General features: G+C 53.2%; 23 protein-coding genes and 1 pseudogene. 15 read left to right on the top strand and 9 right to left on the bottom strand.

From position 1 onward, the window contains the following. Window positions 1-368: 368 nt before the first annotated feature. Window positions 369-713: a WGR domain-containing protein gene (locus tag AC2FFA_RS19810; RefSeq protein WP_496852940.1), complete on the bottom strand. Its 345-nt coding sequence runs from the start codon at window positions 711-713 to the stop codon at window positions 369-371. A gap of 54 nt (window positions 714-767) precedes the next feature. Between AC2FFA_RS19810 and AC2FFA_RS19805 the strand changes: the two genes are divergently transcribed. After that, the gene (locus tag AC2FFA_RS19805; protein ID WP_496852938.1) at window positions 768-1,445 is read left to right on the top strand and encodes an ankyrin repeat domain-containing protein; all 678 of its coding nucleotides are present in this window, start codon (window positions 768-770) and stop codon (window positions 1,443-1,445) included. A 137-nt stretch (window positions 1,446-1,582) separates the two neighbouring features. Next, complete coding sequence (locus AC2FFA_RS19800; RefSeq protein ID WP_496852936.1) at window positions 1,583-2,092, top strand: nucleoside deaminase; 510 nt, start codon at window positions 1,583-1,585, stop codon at window positions 2,090-2,092. A gap of 479 nt (window positions 2,093-2,571) precedes the next feature. Here the strand turns inward: AC2FFA_RS19800 and AC2FFA_RS19795 are convergent, their stop codons facing one another. Next, window positions 2,572-2,805, bottom strand: a complete 234-nt coding sequence (locus tag AC2FFA_RS19795; RefSeq protein WP_496852934.1) for a hypothetical protein — start codon at window positions 2,803-2,805, stop codon at window positions 2,572-2,574. A gap of 149 nt (window positions 2,806-2,954) precedes the next feature. Here AC2FFA_RS19795 and AC2FFA_RS19790 point away from each other — a divergent pair, with 149 nt between their 5' ends. The 7 genes from AC2FFA_RS19790 (at window position 2,955) to AC2FFA_RS19760 (ending at window position 9,010) form a co-directional block, all read left to right on the top strand. Continuing rightward, entirely contained in the window at window positions 2,955-3,692 is a 738-nt protein-coding gene (locus AC2FFA_RS19790; RefSeq protein ID WP_496852932.1) for a Crp/Fnr family transcriptional regulator, read from the top strand. 446 nt (window positions 3,693-4,138) lie between these two features. Further along, complete coding sequence (locus AC2FFA_RS19785) at window positions 4,139-4,447, top strand: hypothetical protein (protein ID WP_170329073.1); 309 nt, start codon at window positions 4,139-4,141, stop codon at window positions 4,445-4,447. A gap of 3 nt (window positions 4,448-4,450) precedes the next feature. Next, a complete protein-coding gene (locus AC2FFA_RS19780; RefSeq protein WP_170329075.1) occupies window positions 4,451-4,804 on the top strand; it encodes a hypothetical protein in 354 nt (117 codons plus the stop codon). A gap of 538 nt (window positions 4,805-5,342) precedes the next feature. Beyond that, window positions 5,343-5,648 (top strand): hypothetical protein, encoded by a 306-nt coding sequence (locus tag AC2FFA_RS19775; RefSeq protein ID WP_496852930.1) that lies wholly within the window; start codon window positions 5,343-5,345, stop codon window positions 5,646-5,648. A 92-nt stretch (window positions 5,649-5,740) separates the two neighbouring features. Next, the gene (locus AC2FFA_RS19770; protein WP_496852928.1) at window positions 5,741-6,940 is read left to right on the top strand and encodes an N-acetyltransferase DgcN family protein; all 1,200 of its coding nucleotides are present in this window, start codon (window positions 5,741-5,743) and stop codon (window positions 6,938-6,940) included. Further along, window positions 6,937-8,058 carry an alanine/ornithine racemase family PLP-dependent enzyme gene (locus AC2FFA_RS19765; protein WP_170407663.1) on the top strand — a complete coding sequence of 374 codons (1,122 nt, stop codon included), beginning with the start codon at window positions 6,937-6,939 and terminating at the stop codon, window positions 8,056-8,058. The genes AC2FFA_RS19770 and AC2FFA_RS19765 overlap by 4 nt, the downstream gene beginning before the upstream one ends. A 379-nt stretch (window positions 8,059-8,437) precedes the next feature. Next, window positions 8,438-9,010: a hypothetical protein gene (locus AC2FFA_RS19760; RefSeq protein WP_496852927.1), complete on the top strand. Its 573-nt coding sequence runs from the start codon at window positions 8,438-8,440 to the stop codon at window positions 9,008-9,010. A 327-nt stretch (window positions 9,011-9,337) separates the two neighbouring features. Here the strand turns inward: AC2FFA_RS19760 and AC2FFA_RS19755 are convergent. From AC2FFA_RS19755 to AC2FFA_RS19725, 7 genes and pseudogenes are all read right to left on the bottom strand, one after another. Further along, window positions 9,338-9,484, bottom strand: a pseudogene (locus tag AC2FFA_RS19755) (IS481 family transposase); the annotation flags it as partial. Window positions 9,485-9,745: 261 nt separating this feature from the next. Continuing rightward, window positions 9,746-10,027 carry a type II toxin-antitoxin system RelE/ParE family toxin gene (locus AC2FFA_RS19750; RefSeq protein WP_170724935.1) on the bottom strand — a complete coding sequence of 94 codons (282 nt, stop codon included), beginning with the start codon at window positions 10,025-10,027 and terminating at the stop codon, window positions 9,746-9,748. Continuing rightward, entirely contained in the window at window positions 10,024-10,308 is a 285-nt protein-coding gene (locus tag AC2FFA_RS19745; protein WP_480472954.1) for a CopG family ribbon-helix-helix protein, read from the bottom strand. Before AC2FFA_RS19745 ends, AC2FFA_RS19750 begins: the two co-directional genes overlap by 4 nt. Window positions 10,309-10,449: 141 nt before the next feature. Next, window positions 10,450-11,499, bottom strand: coding sequence for a helix-turn-helix domain-containing protein (locus AC2FFA_RS19740; RefSeq protein ID WP_170724938.1), 1,050 nt, complete (start codon window positions 11,497-11,499; stop codon window positions 10,450-10,452). Between the two features lie 177 nt (window positions 11,500-11,676). Beyond that, window positions 11,677-12,660: a plasmid partitioning protein RepB gene (gene repB / locus AC2FFA_RS19735; RefSeq protein ID WP_496852925.1), complete on the bottom strand. Its 984-nt coding sequence runs from the start codon at window positions 12,658-12,660 to the stop codon at window positions 11,677-11,679. Then, on the bottom strand, window positions 12,645-13,829 hold the full coding sequence (gene repA, locus AC2FFA_RS19730; RefSeq protein ID WP_170724940.1) for a plasmid partitioning protein RepA: 1,185 nt from the start codon (window positions 13,827-13,829) through the stop codon (window positions 12,645-12,647). Before repA ends, repB begins: the two co-directional genes overlap by 16 nt. 366 nt (window positions 13,830-14,195) lie before the next feature. Then, the gene (locus tag AC2FFA_RS19725) at window positions 14,196-15,251 is read right to left on the bottom strand and encodes a tyrosine-type recombinase/integrase (protein ID WP_170724941.1); all 1,056 of its coding nucleotides are present in this window, start codon (window positions 15,249-15,251) and stop codon (window positions 14,196-14,198) included. A gap of 710 nt (window positions 15,252-15,961) precedes the next feature. Between AC2FFA_RS19725 and AC2FFA_RS19720 the strand changes: the two genes are divergently transcribed. The 6 genes from AC2FFA_RS19720 to AC2FFA_RS19695 all read left to right on the top strand — a co-directional run bounded on the left by AC2FFA_RS19720 (window position 15,962) and on the right by AC2FFA_RS19695 (window position 22,566). After that, the gene (locus tag AC2FFA_RS19720) at window positions 15,962-16,486 is read left to right on the top strand and encodes a hypothetical protein (protein ID WP_496852923.1); all 525 of its coding nucleotides are present in this window, start codon (window positions 15,962-15,964) and stop codon (window positions 16,484-16,486) included. Continuing rightward, a protein-coding gene (locus tag AC2FFA_RS19715; protein WP_496852921.1) for an IS3 family transposase occupies window positions 16,431-17,539 on the top strand; the annotation gives its coding sequence in 2 pieces (ribosomal slippage) (window positions 16,431-16,695 and window positions 16,695-17,539; 1,110 coding nt in all). The genes AC2FFA_RS19720 and AC2FFA_RS19715 overlap by 56 nt, the downstream gene beginning before the upstream one ends. Window positions 17,540-17,565: 26 nt before the next feature. Beyond that, complete coding sequence (locus AC2FFA_RS19710; RefSeq protein WP_496852920.1) at window positions 17,566-18,225, top strand: alpha/beta fold hydrolase; 660 nt, start codon at window positions 17,566-17,568, stop codon at window positions 18,223-18,225. A 251-nt stretch (window positions 18,226-18,476) separates the two neighbouring features. Next, window positions 18,477-18,800 carry a potassium channel family protein gene (locus AC2FFA_RS19705; protein WP_496852919.1) on the top strand — a complete coding sequence of 108 codons (324 nt, stop codon included), beginning with the start codon at window positions 18,477-18,479 and terminating at the stop codon, window positions 18,798-18,800. 1,050 nt (window positions 18,801-19,850) lie between these two features. Next, complete coding sequence (locus AC2FFA_RS19700; protein WP_496852918.1) at window positions 19,851-20,957, top strand: AI-2E family transporter; 1,107 nt, start codon at window positions 19,851-19,853, stop codon at window positions 20,955-20,957. Between the two features lie 253 nt (window positions 20,958-21,210). Further along, the gene (locus tag AC2FFA_RS19695) at window positions 21,211-22,566 is read left to right on the top strand and encodes a phospholipase D family protein (RefSeq protein WP_496852917.1); all 1,356 of its coding nucleotides are present in this window, start codon (window positions 21,211-21,213) and stop codon (window positions 22,564-22,566) included. Window positions 22,567-22,761: the final 195 nt, after the last annotated feature.

The raw sequence follows: 22,761 nt of genomic DNA, 5'->3' as shown, positions 1-22,761 counted from the left end.
GCAGCGCGCGAGGACACGGTCTTGTCTATTTGTCTTGTCCGAGGGGGGAGGCCGCGCCTTCCCCCTGACGTCGGGTGGCGTTTGGCTTGTCCAAATCCCGCCTGACCAACAAAAAAAGCCAAAGGATCTTCGATCCTGCGGGAGTGCAAAAGGGATCGTCACCCAAACGGGCAGATCACCACGGCATGGAGCGACCATGACCCAAAGCCCCTGCCCCGGCGCGCAAGAGACGGATCAGGGGCTACTGGGACAGGGAGATCATGCTGGGGTGTTCTGGGTGGAAGCCGGTATGCCGGCTGGAACCTAGAGCCCGGTCACGAGCTGACAGGCTCGGGATTTGCTAGAAAGAGACAGAATGAACCTCGACGTTATTCACCCACCGGGACATACCCTCGACGGCGTTTTTGCCTGTCGAGTTTTTGGAGCGCGTCGGCAGCCTCGGCTTCGTCATCATACGTCACCATCATGGCTTGCCCGTTTGTGCCGATACGTCCCCAGGTACGAAAGACGGACACTTCCCCAAACAGCGTTGGCTGCAACTCTATTCCATAGAACCGCGCCATGTTGACGTCCGGGTCCACATGGATCAGGTGGACAGGTGTGGTTGCCGTCAGTTCCATGACGCGATTGTCGGCAAACTCAGCCCGTCTGTCCAATGACATTGCGAAATCAATTCCCGGGAAAGGATTCTGATCCTGAATGGAAAATGACATCGAATGCATTCGCTACTACTATAGCTGACCAATATGTAGGTAATAGGATCGGCCATGTTTCGTTTTCTACTATTTGCCTTCGTGTTGGGTCTTGCCGCCAGCGCAGGCACGGCGCAGACACCACCTTCGGCTACGGAGGCCGCGCGATACGACGGTCTCTTCGCAGCCGCTCACACCGGCAATGAAGAAATGATCCGGCAGCTCGTGGCGGCGGGGGAAAACGTCAACGCGCGGGACTCGCGAGGCCGCACACCAGCCCATGTCGCAGCCTTTGCTTCAGAGGACGGGGCGTTGCGTGCACTCGCTGAGGCTGGCGCCGACATGAACGCGCTTGAAGGTCAGTCTTACGACGTGGTCACGATTGCGGCCGTTGCAAACGATCCGGAACTGATGACGCTCGCAATCGAGTTAGGCAATGATCCGGGCCTAACGACCAGTCCGTATGAAGGAACGGCACTGATTGCGGCCGCACATCTCGGTCATGTTGAGATTGTCAGACGGCTAATCGCTGCTGGCGCGCCTCTGGACCATGTGAACAATCTGCACTGGACAGCAGCTATCGAAGCCGTTGTGCTTGGTGACGGCGGCCCGGATCATCTTGCAGTTCTGGATGCGTTGTTGGCAGCGGGTGCTGACAGATCGCTTGCCGATCGAAACGGAACTACGCCACTCGAACACGCCGAACTACACGGATTTGCTGAGATGGCAGAGCGCCTCAGAAAAGAGGACTGAGACCAGTCCAGCAGGCTGAAGCGGAGCGTTCCACCTCACAGGTGCCGATGGCAGCTTGGATGAGACCAACCTCAAATCAAATTCCTCTCGTAGCGGAGCGGTGACAGAGTTGAACACATCTCACGGGCAACAGCACAATGGACAAGATCAGAAAAAGTGAACAGGACTGCCACAGGGAACTCGTTTTAGCGAGGCGTGGTTTTCTTGGCGCATCAGTCTTTAGCGCACTGACAATTGGATTGAGTGGCTCCGCTGTAGGCCAAACTTCTACAAGGGCGGACGACGCAATACCTCAACCTAGTGATCCCAAGGATGCTACATTCATGGAGCGCGCTTTCGAAATGCGTCAGTATGCGATTGATCATGGAGATCAAGGGTATGGCGCAGTTGTGGTGCGCGACAATGTAATTATTGGCCAATCATGGAGCAGGGTATTCTTGGATCAAGACCCCACTGGCCACGCTGAAATGGCCGCAATCAGGGACGCGGCGCGCCGTCTCAATAACCGAAATTTGAGTAGAGCGGTCATGTACTCATCTTCCCGGCCGTGCCCCATGTGTGAAGCCGCGGCTTTCTGGGCCGGAGTCGGTCACATGTTCTATGGCCGGGAAATCAGGAGCGCAGGTTCTCCGAAGCTTTGCGGTTAGACAGGTTGTCAGCCACCAGCGAAGTTCCTTTCGCGTTCGCATCCCACGGTGGGAAACCTTCGGCCCAAAGGAGACATCCAGTGCACCCCTCGGATGCTGCGGCTGCTGCCCGCGTTCCTGCCGTTCGCTGCGCAAGCGAAATCTGGGCTTTGGTGAACTCACGGTAAGCTGGCTTTGCCGTCTTTCGATCTGAAGCCTTCGCTAAAGCAGCACTTGCTCGCGGTCGCGGCATACTTATTGTTGCGTCGCGGCAAGTGTCACCAATCGGGTCATTCGCAGCCGTTGTATTTGCGTTAACGGAAACCGTACCTTCGCCGCAGCTCGGTCGGACGAGCAAGACGCGGGATATGGCAAGCATTGAAACATTGATTTTTGCTTCGTGTTTGAACTGATTAGAACCGAGACGCCAAATTTGTGTCTTCTTGCTGTTAAGCTATTTTGACGAGCATAGTCTTGTTTTTCCGAAACGGGGCTTAACGCTACTGCCGAACCCGATAGCCGGAAGCAATGATCCGGTTAATGAGAACAGCGGCGGCATGGTGCATATCCTTTTCATCGTTATTGCCGACCGCTGCGTCGTGGGCAGCGGCTGCGTCACGGAGAACTCCCACAATCTCATGTTCGGGCAGGAGCTCACGATCTTTAATTGCAAGCAAAAGCGCTTCACAGATTGAGAGTGCGGCTATTCCTGAGTAGTCTTGCCGGTCGGCCATGGTTGACGTCCTTTTTGACAGGCGTCCAAGCAAGGAAGCGCCACGATGAATTGACCATTCTGGCATGGATTGCAGTATACTTAACTGATCGAAAGCAGTCTTTGCGTCGGATAGTTTTGCGGACGGCTCATTGATGAAGGAAGAACATTTTGCCCACTATCAATAACAGCCCGCTCACCCGAAAGCTCTCAAACTTCGTCGCTCTGACTGAAGTTGAACTTGCGGTATTGGCACGCCTGCACAGGCGTCGCAGAACCTTTGAAGCCGGACGTGACCTTGTGCATCAAGGGCAATCAGAGCAGGCTGCCTACATTCTGGCCTCGGGCTGGGTTTGTTCCTACAAAACCCAGACTGACGGGTCTCGTCAGATCGTCGATTTCCAAATACCGGGTGACTTTCTGGGCTTGCGAAGCGTTCTGCTGCACACCTCGGATCACAGCATAGAACCTATCATGGAAGTCCAAGCTATTGAGGTAGTAGTGGATGATCTCCTGGAAGCATTTGCGCAAACGCCCCGGCTGGCGACAGCAATTCTTTGGGCGGTCTCTCGAGATGAAGCGATGGTGGTTGAGCACCTGGTCAACATAGGACGGCGAGATGCGGGTGAGCGCATGGCGCATTTTCTATTGGAACTTGGTGTGAGGCTGACTCAGGTCGGGATGGCAAGCAAGACGGGATACACCTGCCCACTGACACAATACCACCTTGCCGATGCACTGGGACTGAGTGCCGTACATGTTAATCGTGTCCTACGGCAACTGCGGGAGAAGGGGCTGGTTACTTTTCAATCCGGGCACGTGGTGTTTGATGATTACGGCGGACTGGTGACTTTGGCCGCTTTTGACCCCACTTACCTGGATCAGGCCGGGCCACTGTTGAAGCAGTAGGTTCACCCCTTCGGCGATGCCGGTATTCTGACGATAGTTGCCTGGTTAAAGACGGATGTCGCTTCGGCAGATTTGGGATTTCACTGAAAAAGAAGCGCAAGACAAATACAGTCCGATTGCGGTACTGGATTTCCTGCGCTTCTTAAATACTCGTTAAGAACACGCTAGCAAATATCCCGCCAACACACATCACGTTGCCGGAATCCAAACATCGTTGCACTGACGCAGGTTAGTTCGTTTTCGGCGTCACCTGGTCCTCGCGCACCAAGTGTATTTGAGATTCCAATAAAATCTCAAGTCATTGGCCGCCGACTAACATCGATCAGCGCGCGCCTGCCATTTGCACATTATTCTAAATTTCAACGCCAGTACTACCGCGGCGCTTACGAGCGTGTACCGCGGCAGACTGCGCGGGGAAGATCCAACAAACTAAATGGAGGACAAAGGTGAGCACAAGATCGTCCAGTTCTTTGGTGACGTTTTCAAATCCGTTCTCTTTGTCCGGCTACCCGGATGTACTTCCTGCAGGCGAGTATGAAGTAGTTGTCGAAGAAGAGCTACTGCAGGGCCTGAGTTTCGAAGCATATCGCAGAACCGGAACCTACCTGACAGTTCGGGGCAAAGGCAGCAAGCCAGGCCGCACGGAAATGCGCCCAATTGACCCAGAAGATTTTGAACTGGCGCTTAAGCACGACCAGACCTTGGCCACATCTAACAATGACAGCGATGCGGCGCTTTCCCCGCAGGAGGAATAGATTATGAACACGCCCGAATGGCTTAAACCCGGAATCTACGGTGCTCTGATCGGCGGGGTTTTCGTAGGCGTCGTTGGATTTTCATGGGGTGGATGGATGACCGGCGGTAGCGCGGACAAGATGGCCAACGCCATGTCCCGCGACAATGTAATCGCTGCGTTGGTTCCGGTCTGCGTCGACATGGCGAGAACTGACGCCCAACGCGCCGAAAAAATAACGACGATCAAAGAGGCTTCTTCTTTCAAACAGAAGGATGCCGTCATGGCGGCTGGCTGGGCAACGGTGCCGGGATCCCAAACTCCTAACAAAGACCTGGCGCAGGCCTGTATCGAGGGGCTGAACCTGGATGGATCGTAACTCAATCACTCAACATTCGGACAACGCCGTTTGCATCAGGGCAAATCGAAAAAATCAGTACCGGTTTTGCGCTCACTTAATGGCTGCGTTGTTTGTTGTCGTCTTCAGCAGTTTGGCGGGCTCCTTTATCTCATCAAGTCCCGCATCGGCCGAAACAAATTCGATCCCGGATAACGCGCATCCCAAAAAGTATGGCGACGGTTGGGAATGCGATTTGTCCTATCGGTTGAAAGGCGAAGAATGCGTGGCCATTGTCGTGCCGGGTAATGCCTACCCCACAAACAGAACCTATGGCTCAGGGTGGGCATGTATGCATGGCTTTGTTGAAGTTGGCGGCACCTCATGCACTGAAGTGATTGTGCCTGAAGGTGGATATCTCGATCCATCAGGTGAGAGGTGGCGGTGCCTGCGTGGATACACAAGAGTAGACGATAGCTGCCAGAAAATCGTGGTGCCGGATAATGCTTACCTGACGAACAGCACTTATGGATCTGCATGGCGTTGCAACCGTGGCCACGAAATCGACGGAGAAGCATGCGTGGCAATAGCAGTGCCGGAAAACGCTTTTCTGAACGCATCAACCCGCGGGCGTCCCTGGACATGCGAGCGCGGATATTTTGAGCGCGACGGAAGGTGCGAGGCCGTCATCGTGCCTGAAAACGCTTTCTACGATGACACGATCCATGGAGTTGGATGGAAATGCGAACGTGGCTACGAGGCGTCCGGTGATCACTGCGATGCAATCGATCTACCCGCAAATGCCCATATCGACCGATCCGGCAATGGGTGGCAATGCCACAAAAACTATCATCGATCAGAAGGGCTGTGTGTTCTGAACCAGTGAGAATTCAGACAGAAAGCCCACTTTCCCAAACTTCACAATTTTTGCCCGTCCTTACCAAGGACGCGCGTTTCACACTCTAAAAAGGAACAAATATGAAACCCGTACCCATTGCGTCGGATGCCAAGCAGTTCATTGCCAGCGATGCGCAAAAGCTGGCGCCTGAACAAGCAATTTTTCCAGAGCTTCACCGCAAGACACTCGTGACAGATACACCGACTGCAATTGTGTATTGCGAAGGAAACTTCGCAAAGATCGATGGCAAGACGGCTAATGGTCTCGTTCGACATTCACAGGCCTATCGCGTTCTTTCGGTGATCGACAGCACGTATGGCGGTTGTGACAGTGGCAAAGTGCTTGATAATTTCGCAAATCAGGTTCCCATCTTCGATGATCTTGATGCCGCCGTCGCTAATGAAGCTACGATCCCCGACACTTTTATTTACGGAATGGCGCCGGCCAGCGGCAGAATGTCCCTTGAGGATCGCGAAGTTGTTGTGGATGCGATAACGCTCGGAATGAACATCGTCAGTGGGCTGCATGAATTTCTTAGCGATGACAAGGAGCTCGCCGGATTTGCCAAAATTCAAGATGTCACGATACGCGACATTCGCAAGCCGCGGCCAAATCCCGACCTGCGCCTGTTAGATGGCAGTATTGGAGACGTCCAGGCGATCCGCATCGCGGTGTTCGGCACCGATTGTGCAATTGGAAAGCGTACAACAGCGACAATCCTGACAGGCGCACTTAACGCGCATGGGATCAAAACAGTTTTGGTCGGCACCGGCCAAACTGGTTTGATGCAGGGCGCCAAGTATGGTGTCGCGATGGATTCGGTGCCGCCGCAATTTTGTTGTGGCGAACTTGAGCGCGCTGTCGTTGCGGCATCCGAGGGTGAGCACCCGGATGTAATAGTGATCGAGGGCCAGGGCGCGCTAAGCCATCCGGCTTTTTGCACATCAGCCTTCATTCTGCGAGGCAGTCAGCCACATGCAGTTATTCTTCAACACGCGCCTAAACGAAAACGTCGATGTGATTTCCCCAACATGACTATGCCCGACCCTTGCGATGAAATCACCCTGATCGAGGCTTTTGCGAACACAGAGGTAATTGGCATGACGATCAACCATGAAGGAATGAATGATGTTGAGATTTCAAAGGCCATCACAGACTACAACTGCAAATTGTATCTCCCGGTCACTGACGCATTGAACCGTCCTCCAAAAAACTTGGTGAATATGGTTCTATCTGCCTTTCCGCGCTTGCAACCCGTACGTGCTACGACGATTGAATGAGCAAGCTGCGTATCGACGTTGATCTGGACAAAATTCGGTACAACACACGGTTCCTGGTCGACCACCTTAGACCCCGCGGAATTACGGTGACAGGTGTGACAAAAGCCGTTTGCGGTCATCCTGAGATTGCGAATGCTATGCTTGAAGGTGGCGCGACAGGGCTGGCGGACGCGCGGATCAGCAATATCATGCGTATGCGCGATGCTGGAATCTCGTGCTCCATATCCTTGATCCGAACGCCCATGCTGAGCCAGGTCGCGCAAGTCCTTGATAACTGCGATGTCAGCTTCAACACTGAGATGGACATTATCGCCAGCCTGGCCATCGAGGCGCTGGGGAAGAACATTACTCACAATATTATCCTGATGGTGGAAATGGGGGATATGCGGGATGGCATCTTGCCTGAACACCTTGAAAGCACTGTGTCTCAAATTCTTAGAATGGAAGGGATTTCTCTGAAGGGGATTGGCGCAAATTTTGCCTGTCTGGGTCATGTGGCACCCTCTGCAGGAGCAATGGAATTGCTTTCGTCGCTTGCCGCCGACACCGAACTTGCAAGTGGACCCGCTCTGGAAACAGTGTCAGGCGGCGGCTCTGCCAGTTTGCCATGGGCGCTTGGCAAGGGGGCGACCGGAAAGATCAACAACCTGCGTCTGGGTGAGGCCATCCTGCTGGGTACCGATCCCGTTTCGGGGTACGCGATCGACGGGCTTTACACAGATGTTTTTACGCTTTGGGCGGAAGTGATCGAAACGAAGACCAAATCAAATCCAAATCCCTTGCAAATGATTTATCCTATACCTTCAATGCAGTGTGTGACTTTAGACAGTCCTTCGAATACTCGGTCGATCCTTGCGATTGGACTCCAGGACACTGATGCGGCGGGTCTAATATTCCCTGCTGGCGTCACGTTCGTCGGAGCCACCAGTGATCATATCGTTGTTGAAAACACCAATTGTCTGCTTCGCCCCGGTGGCGAGGTGAAGCTGAAATTGAACTATAGCGCGCTCTCGCGCGGCATGGCTGCACCCGATGTAGCAAAAGTCTTCCATGGTGATGGCGCATTGGTTGACTGCACCGCAGCGAACACTGATCGCCCATATTCGAAGCGAAAGTAGCGCGCCAGGGTTGCCGCCGCCTCGGTTCTGCTTCAGCCACCCGTCTTATTCTACGGCTTTACGTAGTAAATGAGGCACCCAATCCCTATATTGGATGTAGCCGCATTTACTTTTCACACCCCATCTGGGCTCGTGAGTGTTGCGGACAATCAAAGGATCAAAATGATGTCTTTCAAAGACCTGACGACCAGAGCGGCTGCCGCACTGAAGGAAAACGATGCGGACGCGTCAAAAAAAGAAGTGACGTCGAAAGGGCAGGACACCGTCCCCGAAAAACCAAAGCCTAAACCTCAAAACTGATAATACCCTGCCGGGAGCGGGTGGCTTGTTCTTGTTTACATCTCCGAGCGAGCGGTATCAGCAAAGGAGAACTACCCAAATGAACCAACTAATCAGCAAGACAATCGCAGTCTTTTCCAGGCCGTTTACTTTCCCTGGCTTCGACGAATTACTCCCGGCAGGCGAATACGACATAGAAACTGAGCTTTCCGCACCACCAGATTATTTGGATCCAGAAGCCTGGAAAGCATCAGTGCTAATCTTTCTGCATCCACGGAAATCTCAACCCGGTCTGGCGCGTACCTTGACCGTTTCTCTTACTGATTTGGAGAGAGCCCGCGCAAAGGATAAATTGTCTTCAAAGCAGTTGTCGCAGTTCTTGCTCGACCAACTTTTGGCCGATCCCATGGTGCAATTGATTATGGAAGCGGATGGCGTTTCAGAGACTCAACTTCGGCACCTCTACTCGGAGTCGCTCATCTCTGAGGCAGACGACAGATCATCAGATCAACGAGCCCTACCGCAGGGATGCGGAAACGGTTCTCGGTATACTTTCGCTGTCCAAGCTGCTGAGAACGAAGGAATGCCGGTTCGTCCTAATAAAACCCCTCGGATTACAGGCCGTCCCATCGGACAGTCTGAACCAGGCAGTTCCTTCAATCTCAAGGCTTAGGGCTCGGAACTTTCTTTTCCAGTCGCTGTATAAACCAAAACAGAAATCGAGGCTAAGAACTGATGGAAGACTCCGACAACGAAGCAGATACGATCATGGCTCGCGCCCACAATGACGTGCCGCAAGAACGCCCGTGTCTTCGTTGCAGAACTCCATTCTGGAGCGAAGGGTTCGGAGAGCGGATTTGTCAACGCTGCAAGGGGTTGAACGCGTGGCGAAATGGCGTATCGGAAAGCCCTGGGTTTGCTCGGCGTCGCTGATGTACTGACATGTAGTGGTTCCGATGTGATCTGACAGTTGGCCGTTTTTCCCGTGGTGTATGCCAGATTAAGTTTGGTTCCGGATCTTTTCCTTCCTGATCTCTTTGCTCTCGATCATGGTTTGGAAGGGCGTTCTTCTGCAACACATTTTGCCCTGATGAGTTTGCTCTTGGTTGTAGTGGTGCAGCCATTCTTCCAGATCGGCTTGCAGCGAAATCTGCGCCGCGAGCGCACGCAAAACGATTATGCTATGTCCGAGTTGGACTCGGAGTTGCCATGCGGTCGTGCGGCGAGATGCTCAGTTTCAGGCCATTCTGAACGTCCGCTCTCACTGTCCTGGCACCATCTCATCGCACTGGCGGCGAATGGCCGGATCCCGCCCTCTGTGCAGAAGCTAGAGGTCGAATAGCAGAATAAGTTCGATTTCTTACCCCCTACGCTGCCTGGCTGATGCCGCCAGTTTAGACTCCGGGTTTTAATAGTCTGCGCCCTGCCGGGTATCCCAGAGACGCAGAATTTCTATCTGAGTGGGCATTACACGATAGATTAGCGTAAATGGGGTTCGCGGTACTGAAAGCTCCCGTACGTCTTGGCGTGTGTCACTTGGGTGACCTGCATACGGGTTTGCTGCAAGAGTAAGCTGAATGGCTTTGAGCTGTGCTCGTGCCTTTTCGCTGCCTTCAGGAAAAACTGACGTGTAGTAGTAGCGGAACCATTGAATGTCCCGGGCCGTATCTTCGAGAAATACAATTTTCATTGGCTATTGGATTGCCCGCTTGCGACCGGAGCAGAGAGCTCATTCTCGGTATCCCAGCTGTCTATCCAGGCATTCATTTCGTCTGCCGTGATGAACTTACCTAGATCTGCTTTTTCGACAGCTGCATCAATGGCTGCTCGCTTTGCGGCCTTGGATTCCAACATCATTCTAATTGCTCGTACAGCGAGCTGCGCAGGCGGCCGATCTTCTATCGCAGCTTCTCGTTCCAGAGACTTTCTCAAGTCTTCATCAAGACGGATTGAATATGGGCTGGTTCTCATCGCAATCACCTGTTTCCGCTGTGTAGTACAATGTAATACATCCGCATTCTATTCACAATAGATCGATGGGATGAACTTCATCTGTTGCTCTGAACTCATAAGCGAGATGGGAATTCATAAGTACGGCCTGCTCGTCCGCGGTTATTTTGAGTTTTGCGCCAACAATGCGGTTGGCTGCATGTCTCCCCGATCGATCTTTGACATCAGAGAAATCAGATAAGCCCCTGGAGACTGTATGTTCTCAGCACGCTGAAAGATGTACCCGAGAACGATGAAGCGAATAGCTGGGCCAAACGTTGATTTCATTGCATACCAGGTTTGGCCAAGCCGTAGATACTCGGCGATATCATCCATAAGCCGATCACAGTGGTGCTGATCTTTTGCAAAGCGTAGCTCTGAGCATAGCCGTGGAAAACTGCGCTCCATTTGGTCTGGAGAAACTTGAATCTGATAAAGTTTTTCTTTCTTAACTTCCGGATTCAAAGAGTCCTCTTTGTGCCCCTCAATTTCATTGTCACTGTCCCTCAAATTTTCTGTATCTGTCTGTGTTACTTCTGAGATTTCCACAGAGATTTCTGCCAATAGCTCGCAGAGTACATTCGCATCTGGTTTGCGACGCAGAGCATTGCGGACGGTGGTCATCAAATCAGAGATCGCGGTGTCATTTGCTACGAGGTCCCTAAGGCGCGCCAGAGCGGCGGAAACCTTGTCGCGGAGTACAGTGAACTCGAGAACGCGATCAGCATGCCGCTGGGCTTCTTGGATGAACTCAGCGTGCCGTTCACACAAAGGCATTAAGGAGAGCCCAGTTGCAGTGACCACCCTGCCCTGTCGATCCCGGCGCGCCCATCTCTTGCCGTTTGCGCTCATTACGCGGCGGATAAGTCCAAGCTCAACCAGCGTCGAGATATGACGCTCAACTGTCTGCACGCTGACATGGGTTCGTTTGGCGATCGCCGCGTTGGAAGCGAAGCAGATGTGATGATCATCTTGGTCCGCAGTAATCTGATCACCGCCCACAAAAGAAATCATGGCTCTCAGGACATTGAGAGTTGTGGATTTCAACCCAAGAGGTTCTCTGGCCTCTTCAACGGCGCGAAGAAGTATCCATTTTTTGGGCGTACTACTCCCCTGCCCTGCCGTCCCCGACAAGTTTGCTCCATTTGGAGCCAATGCTGCTACTGTTTTCATGATTATCTATCGGCAGACAAAAATTACCCGTTCGCTCAAGAGCGTTTTTTCTTGTGTGGCGATTCGGGTGCTGCTAGATTCTAGGTGTCTAATCTAAGAATTGCGCTTTGCGCAGCAGCCCTCGAAGCTCCGGTTTCGGGGGTTTTGTTTGTTTGCCTTCCTCCTTTCTGCTCGTCCTCAGTTCTTTTTCTCGGCGTTTACAGCTGTAAACTCAGCGTGTGAGCGCTTGATGATTTCAGCCATGTTTTTGTCCAACCAGCTAGCGAAGTCAGCGTTAGCTCCGGTCCTTTTGACCGAAACAGTTAGTGATCCGTTGGTGGATTTGATTGTAACTCCTTCAATTGGGCTGACTTCGGCTGCACTTTCTCTTTGTCGTGCACCACGTTTGGCAGCTGCTTTTAGGAGCATTTCCAGCCGATCATCTGACGACATTGATGGCTCAATGGTTGCAAGCAGGTTTGCCGCTTCATCTCCCGCCAGCTTGCCTGCAACGAAGTGTTCTGCAAGCATGGTCCATTTTGGGCGGCCTGATTTTGGGGCTGCGCCGATCATGTCACCAATCTTTGCAGGAACATGTTGCGTAACTTTTGTCAGGTGAGACAGCCCTGATTTCGAAAGGTTCAATACTTGCCGCACCGTTGCAGAGTCATGCCCGGAAGTCAGGATCGCCTCGGCGAAACGTGCTTTCTCGTAGAAGGAAAGATTGCGCCTCGCAGCATTCTCAAGCCCCTTGGCGAGTAGCGCCGAGGCATCGTCGATATCCTGAACATTGGCGCGGACCTTAATGCCAAGTTCACGACAGGCTTTCAGCCGCCTCCTCCCATAAATTGCCTCGTATCGACCGTCGGATTTCGATTTTCTGACAAGAATGGGAACTTGTTGGCCGCCGTCTCGGATACTCGATATCAAGCTTTCAAAGCTATCGTCTTCTTCGTCAGTGTTTACAGCTGTAAACTCACCAAGCCTATCGGCTGGCCCCCAATCGTCGATCAGGGCAGGGTCAATTTCCCTGATTGCAGCCAGAGAGCCTTGAAGCGCACCAAGTGCAGGGGCATTGGGTTTTGGGGTTTTGTCGATGGCCTTGGGGCTAGAGCGCGCGATGGTGTTTGCGATCCCTGACATCTCCTGAAGCGATTTTCTAGCCATTAGCTGCGTCCCCACGCTTGATGGATCATTTGCTCTACCTCGGAGCCGATCGCATCCATTGAGTTCTTTGCCCGATCATAAGTTGCGCGTGTCATTTCCGACCGCACGACCTCGTAAATTGATTGTTTGAGCATTGTGGCGTCACTGATTGCAGTGCTTTTGAGGGCCGTAGCTGACATAACGCGATCCTGAAACAGTGCTCGCATGAACGAAGCCAGTTGTTGAGACGGCACGTCTGTCGGCTCGTCACGCGTTATCAGGAACTTGAAGTTATCGTATTCGAGCGTAGCGCCAGCATCTTCAATGACTGCCATGTAAGCACCAGCGAGTTCGAGGAATTGAGCCGTCGAAGACACGTCCAGCATCGAAGGTGTCAGTGGCACAAGCAATGAACTAGCGGCGGCCATCCCGGCTATTGTCAAGAATCCGAGTTGAGGTGGGCTATCAATCAGAACTAGGTCAAAATCGCCTTCTACCTGGGCCAAGGCATTCCGTATTCTCGTAAAGAACGGATGGTCCGGGTTGGAGTGAACGGCAGATTCTGTCTCAAACTCGGAAAGAACAAGCCGAGACGGTGCCACAGACAGACCGGGGAAGTATGTCGGAAGCACAACGTCCGCCATATCTACCGGATCTTCATACCGAATAGCATCGTAGATCGTCAGTCCGTCAAACTCAATTTCCGGGCTGATGCCGCACATGGATGTAAGCGAGCCTTGTGGATCCAGGTCAACGGCCAATACACGGTAACCGCGAAGCGCAAAATAATGGGCCAGGTGAATTGTTGTGGTGCTTTTGCTGCTGCCACCTTTGAAGTTCATCAACTGCCAGACTTGGAGTTTCTCTCCTTCAGTCCGACGAGGGATATAGCGCCCCTTTTTGCGAGAGGTTTTCTCAAGCGTTTCGCGAGCCTCCCAAAGCTCATGGGCGGTATAGTAGCGTCGACCGCTACGCACGTCTTTTGGTTCAGGAATCGTTCCTTCTGCGTGGACCTTACGCATGAATTGACCTGAGACACCTAAGAGTTCGGCCGCTTCTGGGGCTGCAAAGTTGCGTAGTGATTTGGTGTTGTCAGGGGCAAATGCCGCAAGAAGATGTTCCCGGATGGCCGAGTTTAATCTCTCAGAAATTTCCGTGGCGAGAGCCGATGGTCGTTCTGCCGTAAGTGGTGTCACGGGAATCATGTAGTTGCCTCAAAATAAAGAATGTGGTCATTTTTGCGCCACTTGAGACAAACAGGCGTGATTCATTGTCCTAAGTCAAGGATTTTCGCTTATATTGTGGGTTCTACAAAGCTGTGAACTACATACGCTTTGCATCAAAGCAAAGTGGTTTACAGCTGTAAACCTCGTTGAAGCGGTTCCCGGGCTTTTATAGCTGATGAAGTTCTGCTGTGCAAAAAGTAGGCATACACACAAAACTCTTCCGAATGCTCCGCCTCGAGTTGAGCTTTTCATAACGAGCAGTTGGCACAAAAGAAGAAACGGCTTGCGCACCAAGACAAGAAATAGGGAAGGGCAGGGGGCCAATTGAGCTGATTGCGTATTTCCTCACCCCAACAGGTCCGTTGCCGGGTTTTCTGCGATATCGACGTCGTCATAGTACTTCTGCGCCTGGGCCATGGAGCGGTGTAGCGAGAGGCGCATGGCAGCTTGGATTGGTGCGCCGTCCAGTGCGGCTTGGGTTAGGAACCCAGAACGCAGACCGTGCGGCGAGGCGAAGTCCTCCGGCAACCCCGCCAACTGGAGGCGATGTTTGACGATCTGATAGATAGCGTCCGGCGAAAGCCGACGTTTCAGCACACGATCCGCTTTTGAGACTGGTCTGAACAGTGGCCCGTTCTTAATCTGTCCAACCTCCATCCAATGGACCAGCGCCTGGGCCGCGCGGCCTTTCAGCACCAGCCGCGGCGTTTCACCTTTGGTTGTCGTCTTGGTCTCCAGAAGTGAAATCCAAACCAGGCTTTTCTCGTCGAACTCCTTCAGCGAGACGTCTTCAAACATCAACCCGGTGATCTCCGAGCGCCGTCTACCACCAGAAGCCCAACCCAGCATCAAGATGGCGCGGTCGCGGCAATCCCGCCGGGACCCCCGACAGGTGGACAGCAACTGCTCGAGCACATCGCGGGTAATCGGGTGCTGCGATTTTGGGGCAGGGGGCCGGGCTGCAGCCCGGCGCGCCTTGGCACGGGCCTGCTTCACCTGCGGCGCCCCGAAAGGGCTGGTCAGGTTCTTCATTCGATGAAAGGCAAGCCAGGAGGCGATGCGCCGGTCCAGCGTCGAAGGGGCAGGGCAGGCGAGGGACTTGCGCAGCCCCTGAGCAATTAGCGCTTCTGCGGTTTCGCGCGCCACATCCGTTTCTGGTGCGTCATTCAGATCGCGGGCGTGATCGAGAATGAAGGCGAGGGCGGTGGCCTCAGATTCCGGCCAGTCCAGCGTCGCTGCGAACCGCGCGGACTTCCAGGCGGTGACATAAAGTAAATCCCGTTCATATGCCCGCAGCGTGTTTTCCGGTGTGCCGCGCACATAAAGATCAGTGAGCGCCTCCTGATCTGTTTCCGAGAGGGCAGGGGCGGCGGCGGGGAGGTATGGGGCAGGGGGCTTCATGTGTCGATTTTCCCTAACCTGTAGACTGTTCTTGCTTGTTTTCACCATGTTTCATGGTTGGCCTTACGCTGAGTTGTTCCTTTAAGTGTAGATGCGGACCAGATTTGTGCCGGTATTTGTTTACAAAATTGCAGGTTACTGTGCTGCATCTAATATGGTTTGCTGCCGGATCGGGGCAGGGGTCTACGGGTTACGGACCAATGCCGTCGCGAGTCCATTGGTTAAGGAAAACCGACACTTCATGGCCCGCATTCTGCGCCCATTCCCCGGTAAAATCAATCAAGCATGATAAGCGATACTTATCAGATATGATGTGTCATTCTCAGCCTTGGAAAAGTAATGCGCAAAAAGGCATACAAATGCACTTCGTGAGTTCGGAGTGTCCATGAACTTTGAAGAATCGGGAGGTTCGAAATGCGCACCCGATTGGAACGCCCCGCTGCAACAGGCGCGAACGACCGCGTTGCACGAATAGCGCTTGGGCCGCATTCGCACCTTTCCCCGGTTCGTCATGCGACACGTTCATAGGTCGCACGACCGAGACGGGTCATGCGGTTGAGAGCTTTGACAGCGATCTTGGTTTCGGTTGCCTGGGACGCCAATCAATAAACGTTCGGTCGCGATGGCACCGATCGCACAACAAGGTTTCTTTTGGCTGGTCCGCGGTCTAAGCTCGGGACGCCGGCGCCAACCGCCCTAGTGGAGCCAAAATGCGTGTCAGCGTAGGGATCGCTGTGACGATGCTCGTTGCCCTGTCGATCGGCGCGTCGACTGCCGTGGTGCACTGGCTGTGGTGGACGACGGCGCGGGAAAACAGCCGGATGCTGGCCGCTGAAGTCAACAGCCAGATTGCCAACACCGTTCGTATCGAAGCCGGGTTGACGCTGCAATCGGCAGAGGCCGCCTGGGCTGCGGTGCGAACCATCTTTGTCCAAAACGTCATCGAGACCCGGCAGGCCGACAAACGGGAATTCGTCTTTCTGTCGCAACTGCAGGCTCAGCCCAATATTTCCTGGATCATCTTCGGCTGGCCGGATGGGGACTTTTTCGCGGCCCACCGTCTGGGTGACGGCGGCCTTGAGATGATAGAGATCGACGATGCCATACGGGACCGGATGAAGCGTGATCCTCCCCCTCTGAAGTGGTCCGCCGTTATGGTTAAGAAAATGGAGGAACCACATGGCGAACAAGCGACCGAAGCCGGAAGAGATTGTCTCGAAGTTGCGGCAGGTTGAGATATTGATGGGGCAAGGCATGTCCCGTCTGGATGCGATCCGGCAGATTGGTGTTGTTGAACAGACCTATTATCGCTGGAAGAAGAAGTACGGCGGAATGGGTGCGGATCAATTGAAGGAACTCAATCGCCTTCAAAAAGAGTATGAGCGTCTTCGAAAGGCCGTCTCGGATCTGACCCTGGACAAACTGATCCAAACGGAGGCGGCCAAGGGAAACTACTGAGCCCCGTCCGTCGCCGTGCCTGCATCAACCATGTGCGCCACAAACTGCGGGTCTCAGAACGCCGGGCGTGTCGTGTCCTGAAACAGCACCGATCCACACAGCGAAAGCTGCCGAATGGTCGAGCTGACGAGAAGCGCCTGGTGGCGGACATGATAGAATTGGCCCGTCAGTATGGCCGCTACGGTTATCGTCGGATCGCGGCTTTGCTGAGAGATGCGGGCTGGCAGGTGAATGACAAACGCGTCGAAAGGCTTTGGCGTCGGGAGGGGCTGAAAGTGCCAATGAAACAACCAAAGAAGGGGCGGCTCTGGTTAAATGATGGATCGTGTGTTTGGCTGCGGCCGGAGCATCGAAACCACGTCTGGAGCTATGACTTCGTGCATTGTCGAACGGATGACGGAAAAGCATTCCGCACGCTCAACGTCATCGATGAGTACAGCCGGGAGTGCTTGGCGATCCGAGTGGACCGAAAGCTGAACTCCGGCGATGTCATCGACGTGCTGAGTGACCTGTTCATCATGTGCGGCGTGCCAAGCTACATTCGCTCCGACAATGGCCCTGAGTTCGTTGCAGTGGCGGTGCAAGACTGGATCAATGCAGTGGGAGCAAAAACCGCATACATCGAGCCAGGCAGCCCATGGGAGAACGGTTACTGTGAGAGTTTCAATGCGCGGTTCAGAGATGAGTTCCTGAATGGAGAAGTCTTCTACAGCCTAAAAGAAGCGCAGATATTGATCGAAGAATGGAGGAAACACTACAACACTAAACGCCCGCACAGTGCTCTGGGATATAAACCACCGGCCCCGGAAACCATCGTTCAGATGGAATAAAGGCAAGTCATGCACTAACAATCAAATTGGACCACACAAGTGGGGCTGATCAAGACCTCGTCGATGTCGCACGCCCCGTGGTCGCCGACATCACGCAAGGGGAGTCTCTTGAAGAACTTGCAAACGGCATCCTCGACAAGGCAGACGAAAGCTTTGCGCTGGCGGGATTTTCGCTGGGTGGAATCGTCGCGCTGGAGATCATGCGTCGCGCGCCGGAACGTGTGACGCATCTGGCACTCCTGGACACGATCATGCTGCCCGACGATTCCGAGCGAGCCGCAGAACGCAATCGGCTGGCAGATGCCACGCGCACCAAAGGAAAATTCCACGGTTTCGGTGAACGCCCGCTGCGCAGCTACCTCGCACCGGAAAACTTGACCAATGTCGAATTAGCTGACCGCGTTCGGGCGATGACTGAAAGGCTCGGGCCGGACGTGTTCATTCGACAGGGCCAGATCCCTCGACCCGACAACCGCGCCATGCTCGGTGGGATACACTGTCCGTCGCTAGTGCTCTGTGGTGAGTACGACACCTGGACGCCGCCGGAGCTGCACCGCGACATGGCCATCGCCATTCCGAACTCGCATCTGGTCATAGTTCCGGGCAGCGGCCACCTGACCCCTATTGAAGCGCCAGACCAGATGACGCAGCACTTGAGATTGCTGAGAGGGCGCAAAGGCGGATGACGAACGTACATCACGCGTGAACTGACCGCGTGAACTCCAATCTTATAGTTTTGTGCTGCAGACAAATAGCCACCTGGCAAAGCCGTTCGAACAATTGCCTGTCGAATGCTATCGAGAGCCAGCGCTGACCAGGGTCGAGCGATGTCACTTTTTGACGATGGCTCCAACGCTGGGAAAAAAATAAAGAATCCAATAAACATGATTGGAGATGCCAGTTTCCATACTCGAAAACCCAGCAAAAAGGACACCTTATGATCTCACTGTTTCTAAATGTAATGCGTTTGCTCAAGGCTATCGCAAGATCATGGGACGATCCGCATTTTCGTGCAGGACTGCTGCTGTGCTTCGTCACTCTTCTGTCGGGAACTGTTTTCTATACCAGTGTAGAAGGTTGGAGTTGGGTGGACGCACTTTATTTCAGTGCGACGACGCTTTCGACAGTGGGATTCGGTGACCTATCCCCGGCAACCCAAATCGGAAAGATCTTTACAGTGATATACGTTTTTGTTGGTGTTGGCATCTTCATCGCATTGTTCATCCAGTTCGCAAAAGTCTTGCTGCGTGATCAGGATTGAAGCGTATTTTGTGGCAGTCAAAAATTGCAGCAATGGGTTCCGGCAATTTGCGGTATTAGCTTCGTAGAGAATTGGCAGATGGAGAAACTGTTATGCTACCTTAAAGACGCAATTTCAATTATGCAGAAAAAGGCGGCCCTGATACCCTGTTGTGAGGATGTGGTTCTTCTAGTGCTTTTGCCATGGGAGGGATGGCGGTTGGGATATTGGGAGTTTAGATGTTAAATAGGATATACACAGCCCTGCTAATCGGCCTTCCTACTGGTGCAGGAATGTTCCTCCTCCTTAATCCTGACCGTGACCAGGACCATGGTCGGACAGTAGGGATTATGCTGTTTGGCTGGGGAATACTTATGACCGTCTGGTTTGCACTATTGATGCCAAACGGACGCTTGTTAGAAGGCAATTTTCGGGTAATTTCCTTGGTTGTTTTTGCCTCCGGAGTTGTGATCGGTGCTGTGTTGGGTTTTATGAGACGAGATGGCAGGTGAGCAGATATCGGTTTGGCACCAAAAAAAGCAACATGCGATTGGTCACCTAAACACAAACGAGTTTCCGTTGGTGATGAAACAATTCTCGGCAAGTGAACCTTTGGCATCAGTCGACTGAGGGTGTGACGGAGATGGACCGGGCTGACATAAGCGATGAACTCTGCAGATACCTAAAGCCGTACGTCGCAGTATTGTCAGTTACTCAGGACTATGATCCACTAACTCGACTCTAAGCCTCGGCAGGTAGGGCAATTCCATTGGAACACGGTGGCCGCATCTGCAAGGGAGCCAAGGAAAGTAACACCCGGAAACCACGCAAGAACACGTTACAAGAAATTGGAACGGCACCTTCCCTGAAAATGTCAATGAAGTAAGATCGAACTGGTGGGTTAGAACATTCGAGTCCGAACGTTTATTCATACTGAAGAGGTACATGGTAACGACGTCAAGAAACGATCTGAGTCTGAAGGGATACACGTGCAATTTGCCACTGCGCGCGGCTCCTGAAAGCGCTGGGATCAAAATCAAAATCCAAACTCGCGAGACATGGGGGTAAGGCATGTCGGGTACGCGCAAAGCCGATCCAAGTCCACATAACACTACTGCCGTGCCGACTCTTGCCACTCCGAACTGGTTTCTAATTCTGGTCGCTGGAGCGATTGTGATACTTGCGCTTTGGGTCGGTCGCGATTTCCTGATCCCGCTTGCGATAACCGGGCTTGTGTTCACGTTGTCCATCGCAATCGTGGACTGGATATCAACCAAATCTGTAGTTGGTATTTCGCCGCCAAGGTGGCTTGCAAATCTAATCGCCGTGTTGGTTGTTATCGTTGCTCTGTTTTTCCTTGGCGGAGTTTTTTCGGAAGCAGCCCGCGAGATTACGGAATCCGGGCGACAGCTGCGGCTGCGGATGTCCACTATCGCGGACCGTTTTGAAGGAATTTTCGGATCTCGGGCCGTTGAAGCAGTAAAAACAACGGTTGCAAACCTCGATATTGGCGAATGGCTGACGGAAGCCGTGATCCAAGTCGCCGGCGGAGTGTCCTCCCTTGCGTTGATCGCCTTGTATCTGGCCTTCCTGATCTCGGAACGCAAAGCCTGGATCAGGAAAATGCCAATGCTTGCTTCGAGTCCCGCCAAGGCTCAACGCAACCGGATCATAATTCATCGGATTTCTAAGGGTGTGCAGCAATACATGCTGGTGAATGCTGTCACCAGCGCCTTGAGCGGTTCGGTTGCTTTCATCATATTCCGGTTTATCGGCCTCGAATTCGCGGCCCTTTTGGCGGCGATTGTTTTCATTGCGGGCTTCATTCCCAACATTGGCGCGTTCATCGGCATTAGCTTGCCATGCCTGATGGCCCTGATTCAGTTCGATTCACTGACTCCGTTCTTTATCGTTCTGATTGGCTACGGGATGTTCGATCAGGTCGTGGCCAATATCCTGCAGCCGGCAATGCAGGGCAAGTCGCTGAATGTCAGCACATTCATGGTCATGGTGTCATTGACCTTCTGGGGCGCATTGTGGGGTGGAATCGGTGTTTTCCTGGCGGTTCCGATGATGGTGGTGGTCATGGTCATCTGCGCCGAAATACCATCGTTGCGTTGGCTGGCCATATTGCTGTCTAGCGACGGTGAAGTCGACTATTCCATTGAACCGGAATGAGGGTTGGGCTGCTGACCTCCGCAACTGATACATTCCTGACCGGAGTAGCACGCAATTACCCCAGGCGGAGGATTTCAGCACGATGAAAAGATTTTTGCTCTGGGTTTCGATCCTCGGAATTCTAGCGGTCGTTGTGGCAACGCGTTGGTTAATCTATGAGCCTGTCGATCAGGGACGTGAGCCGACACCTGCGCTGATGGGAGAGGGAACTAATCTTGCCAAGTTGACGGCGCGCCTGTCAGGTCGCGGAGACATGCCGGCCGCCTTTGTACCGTTGGTTGAAGGGAATGATGCGCTTGGCGCAAGATTGCGCTTGATCGAAGCTGCCGAACGTTCGATCGACATCAAGACATTCCTGATAAAGCCCGATAGGGCAGGGGCGCTAATCTGGTTGGAGCTTTTTGAAGCGGCTGAGCGTGGCGTCCGGGTGCGCCTATTGTTCGATGATGTTTTCACTACCGCAAGGGATGATCAGATTGCAGCCTTGGACGCCCATCCGAATGTCGAGATAAGAACCTTCAACCCGTTGTCTCGCAGTATCCCCTATGTCGCCAATTTTCTGCTGGATTTTTCCAGGGTCAATCGACGGATGCACAACAAGGCAATGATTGTTGACGGCTCCTTTGCTATCCTTGGTGGGCGCAACATTGCGGATGAATATTACCAAATCGGGACGGATCACGAATTTGCCGACTTCGATCTTCTCTTAGTGGGATCTCCAACCCATGCGGTATCCCAAGCTTTTGACATATACTGGAACGACTACTGGGCAGTCCCCATCAACGATTTGGCGGCCGGGGACATTGAGCCACTTCGTATTGCGCTGAAATCGTTCCAACAACAAGCAAGTTCGGAATCTTCCCGTATCTACCGGAGCGCGGTGAACTCTGCCTTTTTGAAATCGCTTGGATCAGGTGAATACGAGCTACATAAGGGTAACGCGTCAATCGTTGTGGACAGCCCCGACAAACTGCGATTTCCCCCAGGGCGCGGACCAAGCGACGTATCGGACGCGTTCTACCGGACGCTGGCGATGGCCGAACAGGAGGTTGTGGTTATGACCCCCTATTTCGTGCCTGGGCGAGAAGGGGCGCAATTTTTTGCGACTTTAGCCAATCGTGGTGTCGCCGTAAGGATTGTGACGAACTCGCTTGCATCGAGCAACCACGCCTACGTACACGGCGGCTACGCAAATTATCGTGCACAATTGTTAACCTCAGGGGTAGAGTTTCTGGAAGTGCGCGCAGATGCGCCCGACATTGTTTCCGGAGTTGATACTCCGCTTACCATGCACACCAAACTGGCCATCGTGGACCGGAAATCCGTATTTGCCGGTTCGAGCAATGTTGACCTGCGCTCGTTTGAGCAGAACACCGAGATCGGGATTGTGATTGACAGCCCTTCTTTGGCTGAAAACATCCTTCGCAGAGTCGATGCCGCGGCGAAGAACTATACTTTTTCCGTTAACCTCGGGTCTGACGAGCGGATTGTATGGCACTACGATGGCGTTTCCGGACCCGAAGTTTTCCGCACCGAACCGGGTGCGGGAGCAATGGCACGAATACTGGCGTGGTTCTCTGGCTGGCTACCGGTCGAAGGTCAACTATGACGTTTCCGCCAGGCTAGGCCTGTCAAATTTTGATTGAATGGTGGGTTATGATCATGGCATGCAGTACGCGACTTGGCACTCATCGAGCAAGTCACTGAAAAACTTCAAGCTTGATATCTTTTAAGTTTCAAAACTTTTGTCCAAGGCTGATATAAAAGTAGTCCTCACCTCGGTCATTTCTGGCATTGTCAAATG

The sequence above is a fragment of the Ruegeria sp. YTSB088 genome, from assembly GCF_059609825.1.
The sequence above is the reverse complement of the archived record's forward strand: the minus strand, read 5'-3'. Positions and strand labels throughout refer to the sequence as shown.

Coding starts and splice junctions, on each gene's coding strand:
- AC2FFA_RS19810 (WP_496852940.1), bottom strand. CDS start 713: ATGTCATTTTCCATTCAGGATCAGAATCCTTTCCCGGGAATTGATTTC.
- AC2FFA_RS19805 (WP_496852938.1), top strand. CDS start 768: ATGTTTCGTTTTCTACTATTTGCCTTCGTGTTGGGTCTTGCCGCCAGC.
- AC2FFA_RS19800 (WP_496852936.1), top strand. CDS start 1,583: ATGGACAAGATCAGAAAAAGTGAACAGGACTGCCACAGGGAACTCGTT.
- AC2FFA_RS19795 (WP_496852934.1), bottom strand. CDS start 2,805: ATGGCCGACCGGCAAGACTACTCAGGAATAGCCGCACTCTCAATCTGT.
- AC2FFA_RS19780 (WP_170329075.1), top strand. CDS start 4,451: ATGAACACGCCCGAATGGCTTAAACCCGGAATCTACGGTGCTCTGATC.
- AC2FFA_RS19770 (WP_496852928.1), top strand. CDS start 5,741: ATGAAACCCGTACCCATTGCGTCGGATGCCAAGCAGTTCATTGCCAGC.
- AC2FFA_RS19765 (WP_170407663.1), top strand. CDS start 6,937: ATGAGCAAGCTGCGTATCGACGTTGATCTGGACAAAATTCGGTACAAC.
- AC2FFA_RS19760 (WP_496852927.1), top strand. CDS start 8,438: ATGAACCAACTAATCAGCAAGACAATCGCAGTCTTTTCCAGGCCGTTT.
- AC2FFA_RS19750 (WP_170724935.1), bottom strand. CDS start 10,027: ATGAAAATTGTATTTCTCGAAGATACGGCCCGGGACATTCAATGGTTC.
- AC2FFA_RS19745 (WP_480472954.1), bottom strand. CDS start 10,308: ATGAGAACCAGCCCATATTCAATCCGTCTTGATGAAGACTTGAGAAAG.
- AC2FFA_RS19740 (WP_170724938.1), bottom strand. CDS start 11,499: ATGAAAACAGTAGCAGCATTGGCTCCAAATGGAGCAAACTTGTCGGGG.
- repA (WP_170724940.1), bottom strand. CDS start 13,829: ATGATTCCCGTGACACCACTTACGGCAGAACGACCATCGGCTCTCGCC.
- AC2FFA_RS19725 (WP_170724941.1), bottom strand. CDS start 15,251: ATGAAGCCCCCTGCCCCATACCTCCCCGCCGCCGCCCCTGCCCTCTCG.
- AC2FFA_RS19720 (WP_496852923.1), top strand. CDS start 15,962: ATGCGTGTCAGCGTAGGGATCGCTGTGACGATGCTCGTTGCCCTGTCG.
- AC2FFA_RS19705 (WP_496852919.1), top strand. CDS start 18,477: ATGATCTCACTGTTTCTAAATGTAATGCGTTTGCTCAAGGCTATCGCA.
- AC2FFA_RS19700 (WP_496852918.1), top strand. CDS start 19,851: ATGTCGGGTACGCGCAAAGCCGATCCAAGTCCACATAACACTACTGCC.
- AC2FFA_RS19695 (WP_496852917.1), top strand. CDS start 21,211: ATGCCGGCCGCCTTTGTACCGTTGGTTGAAGGGAATGATGCGCTTGGC.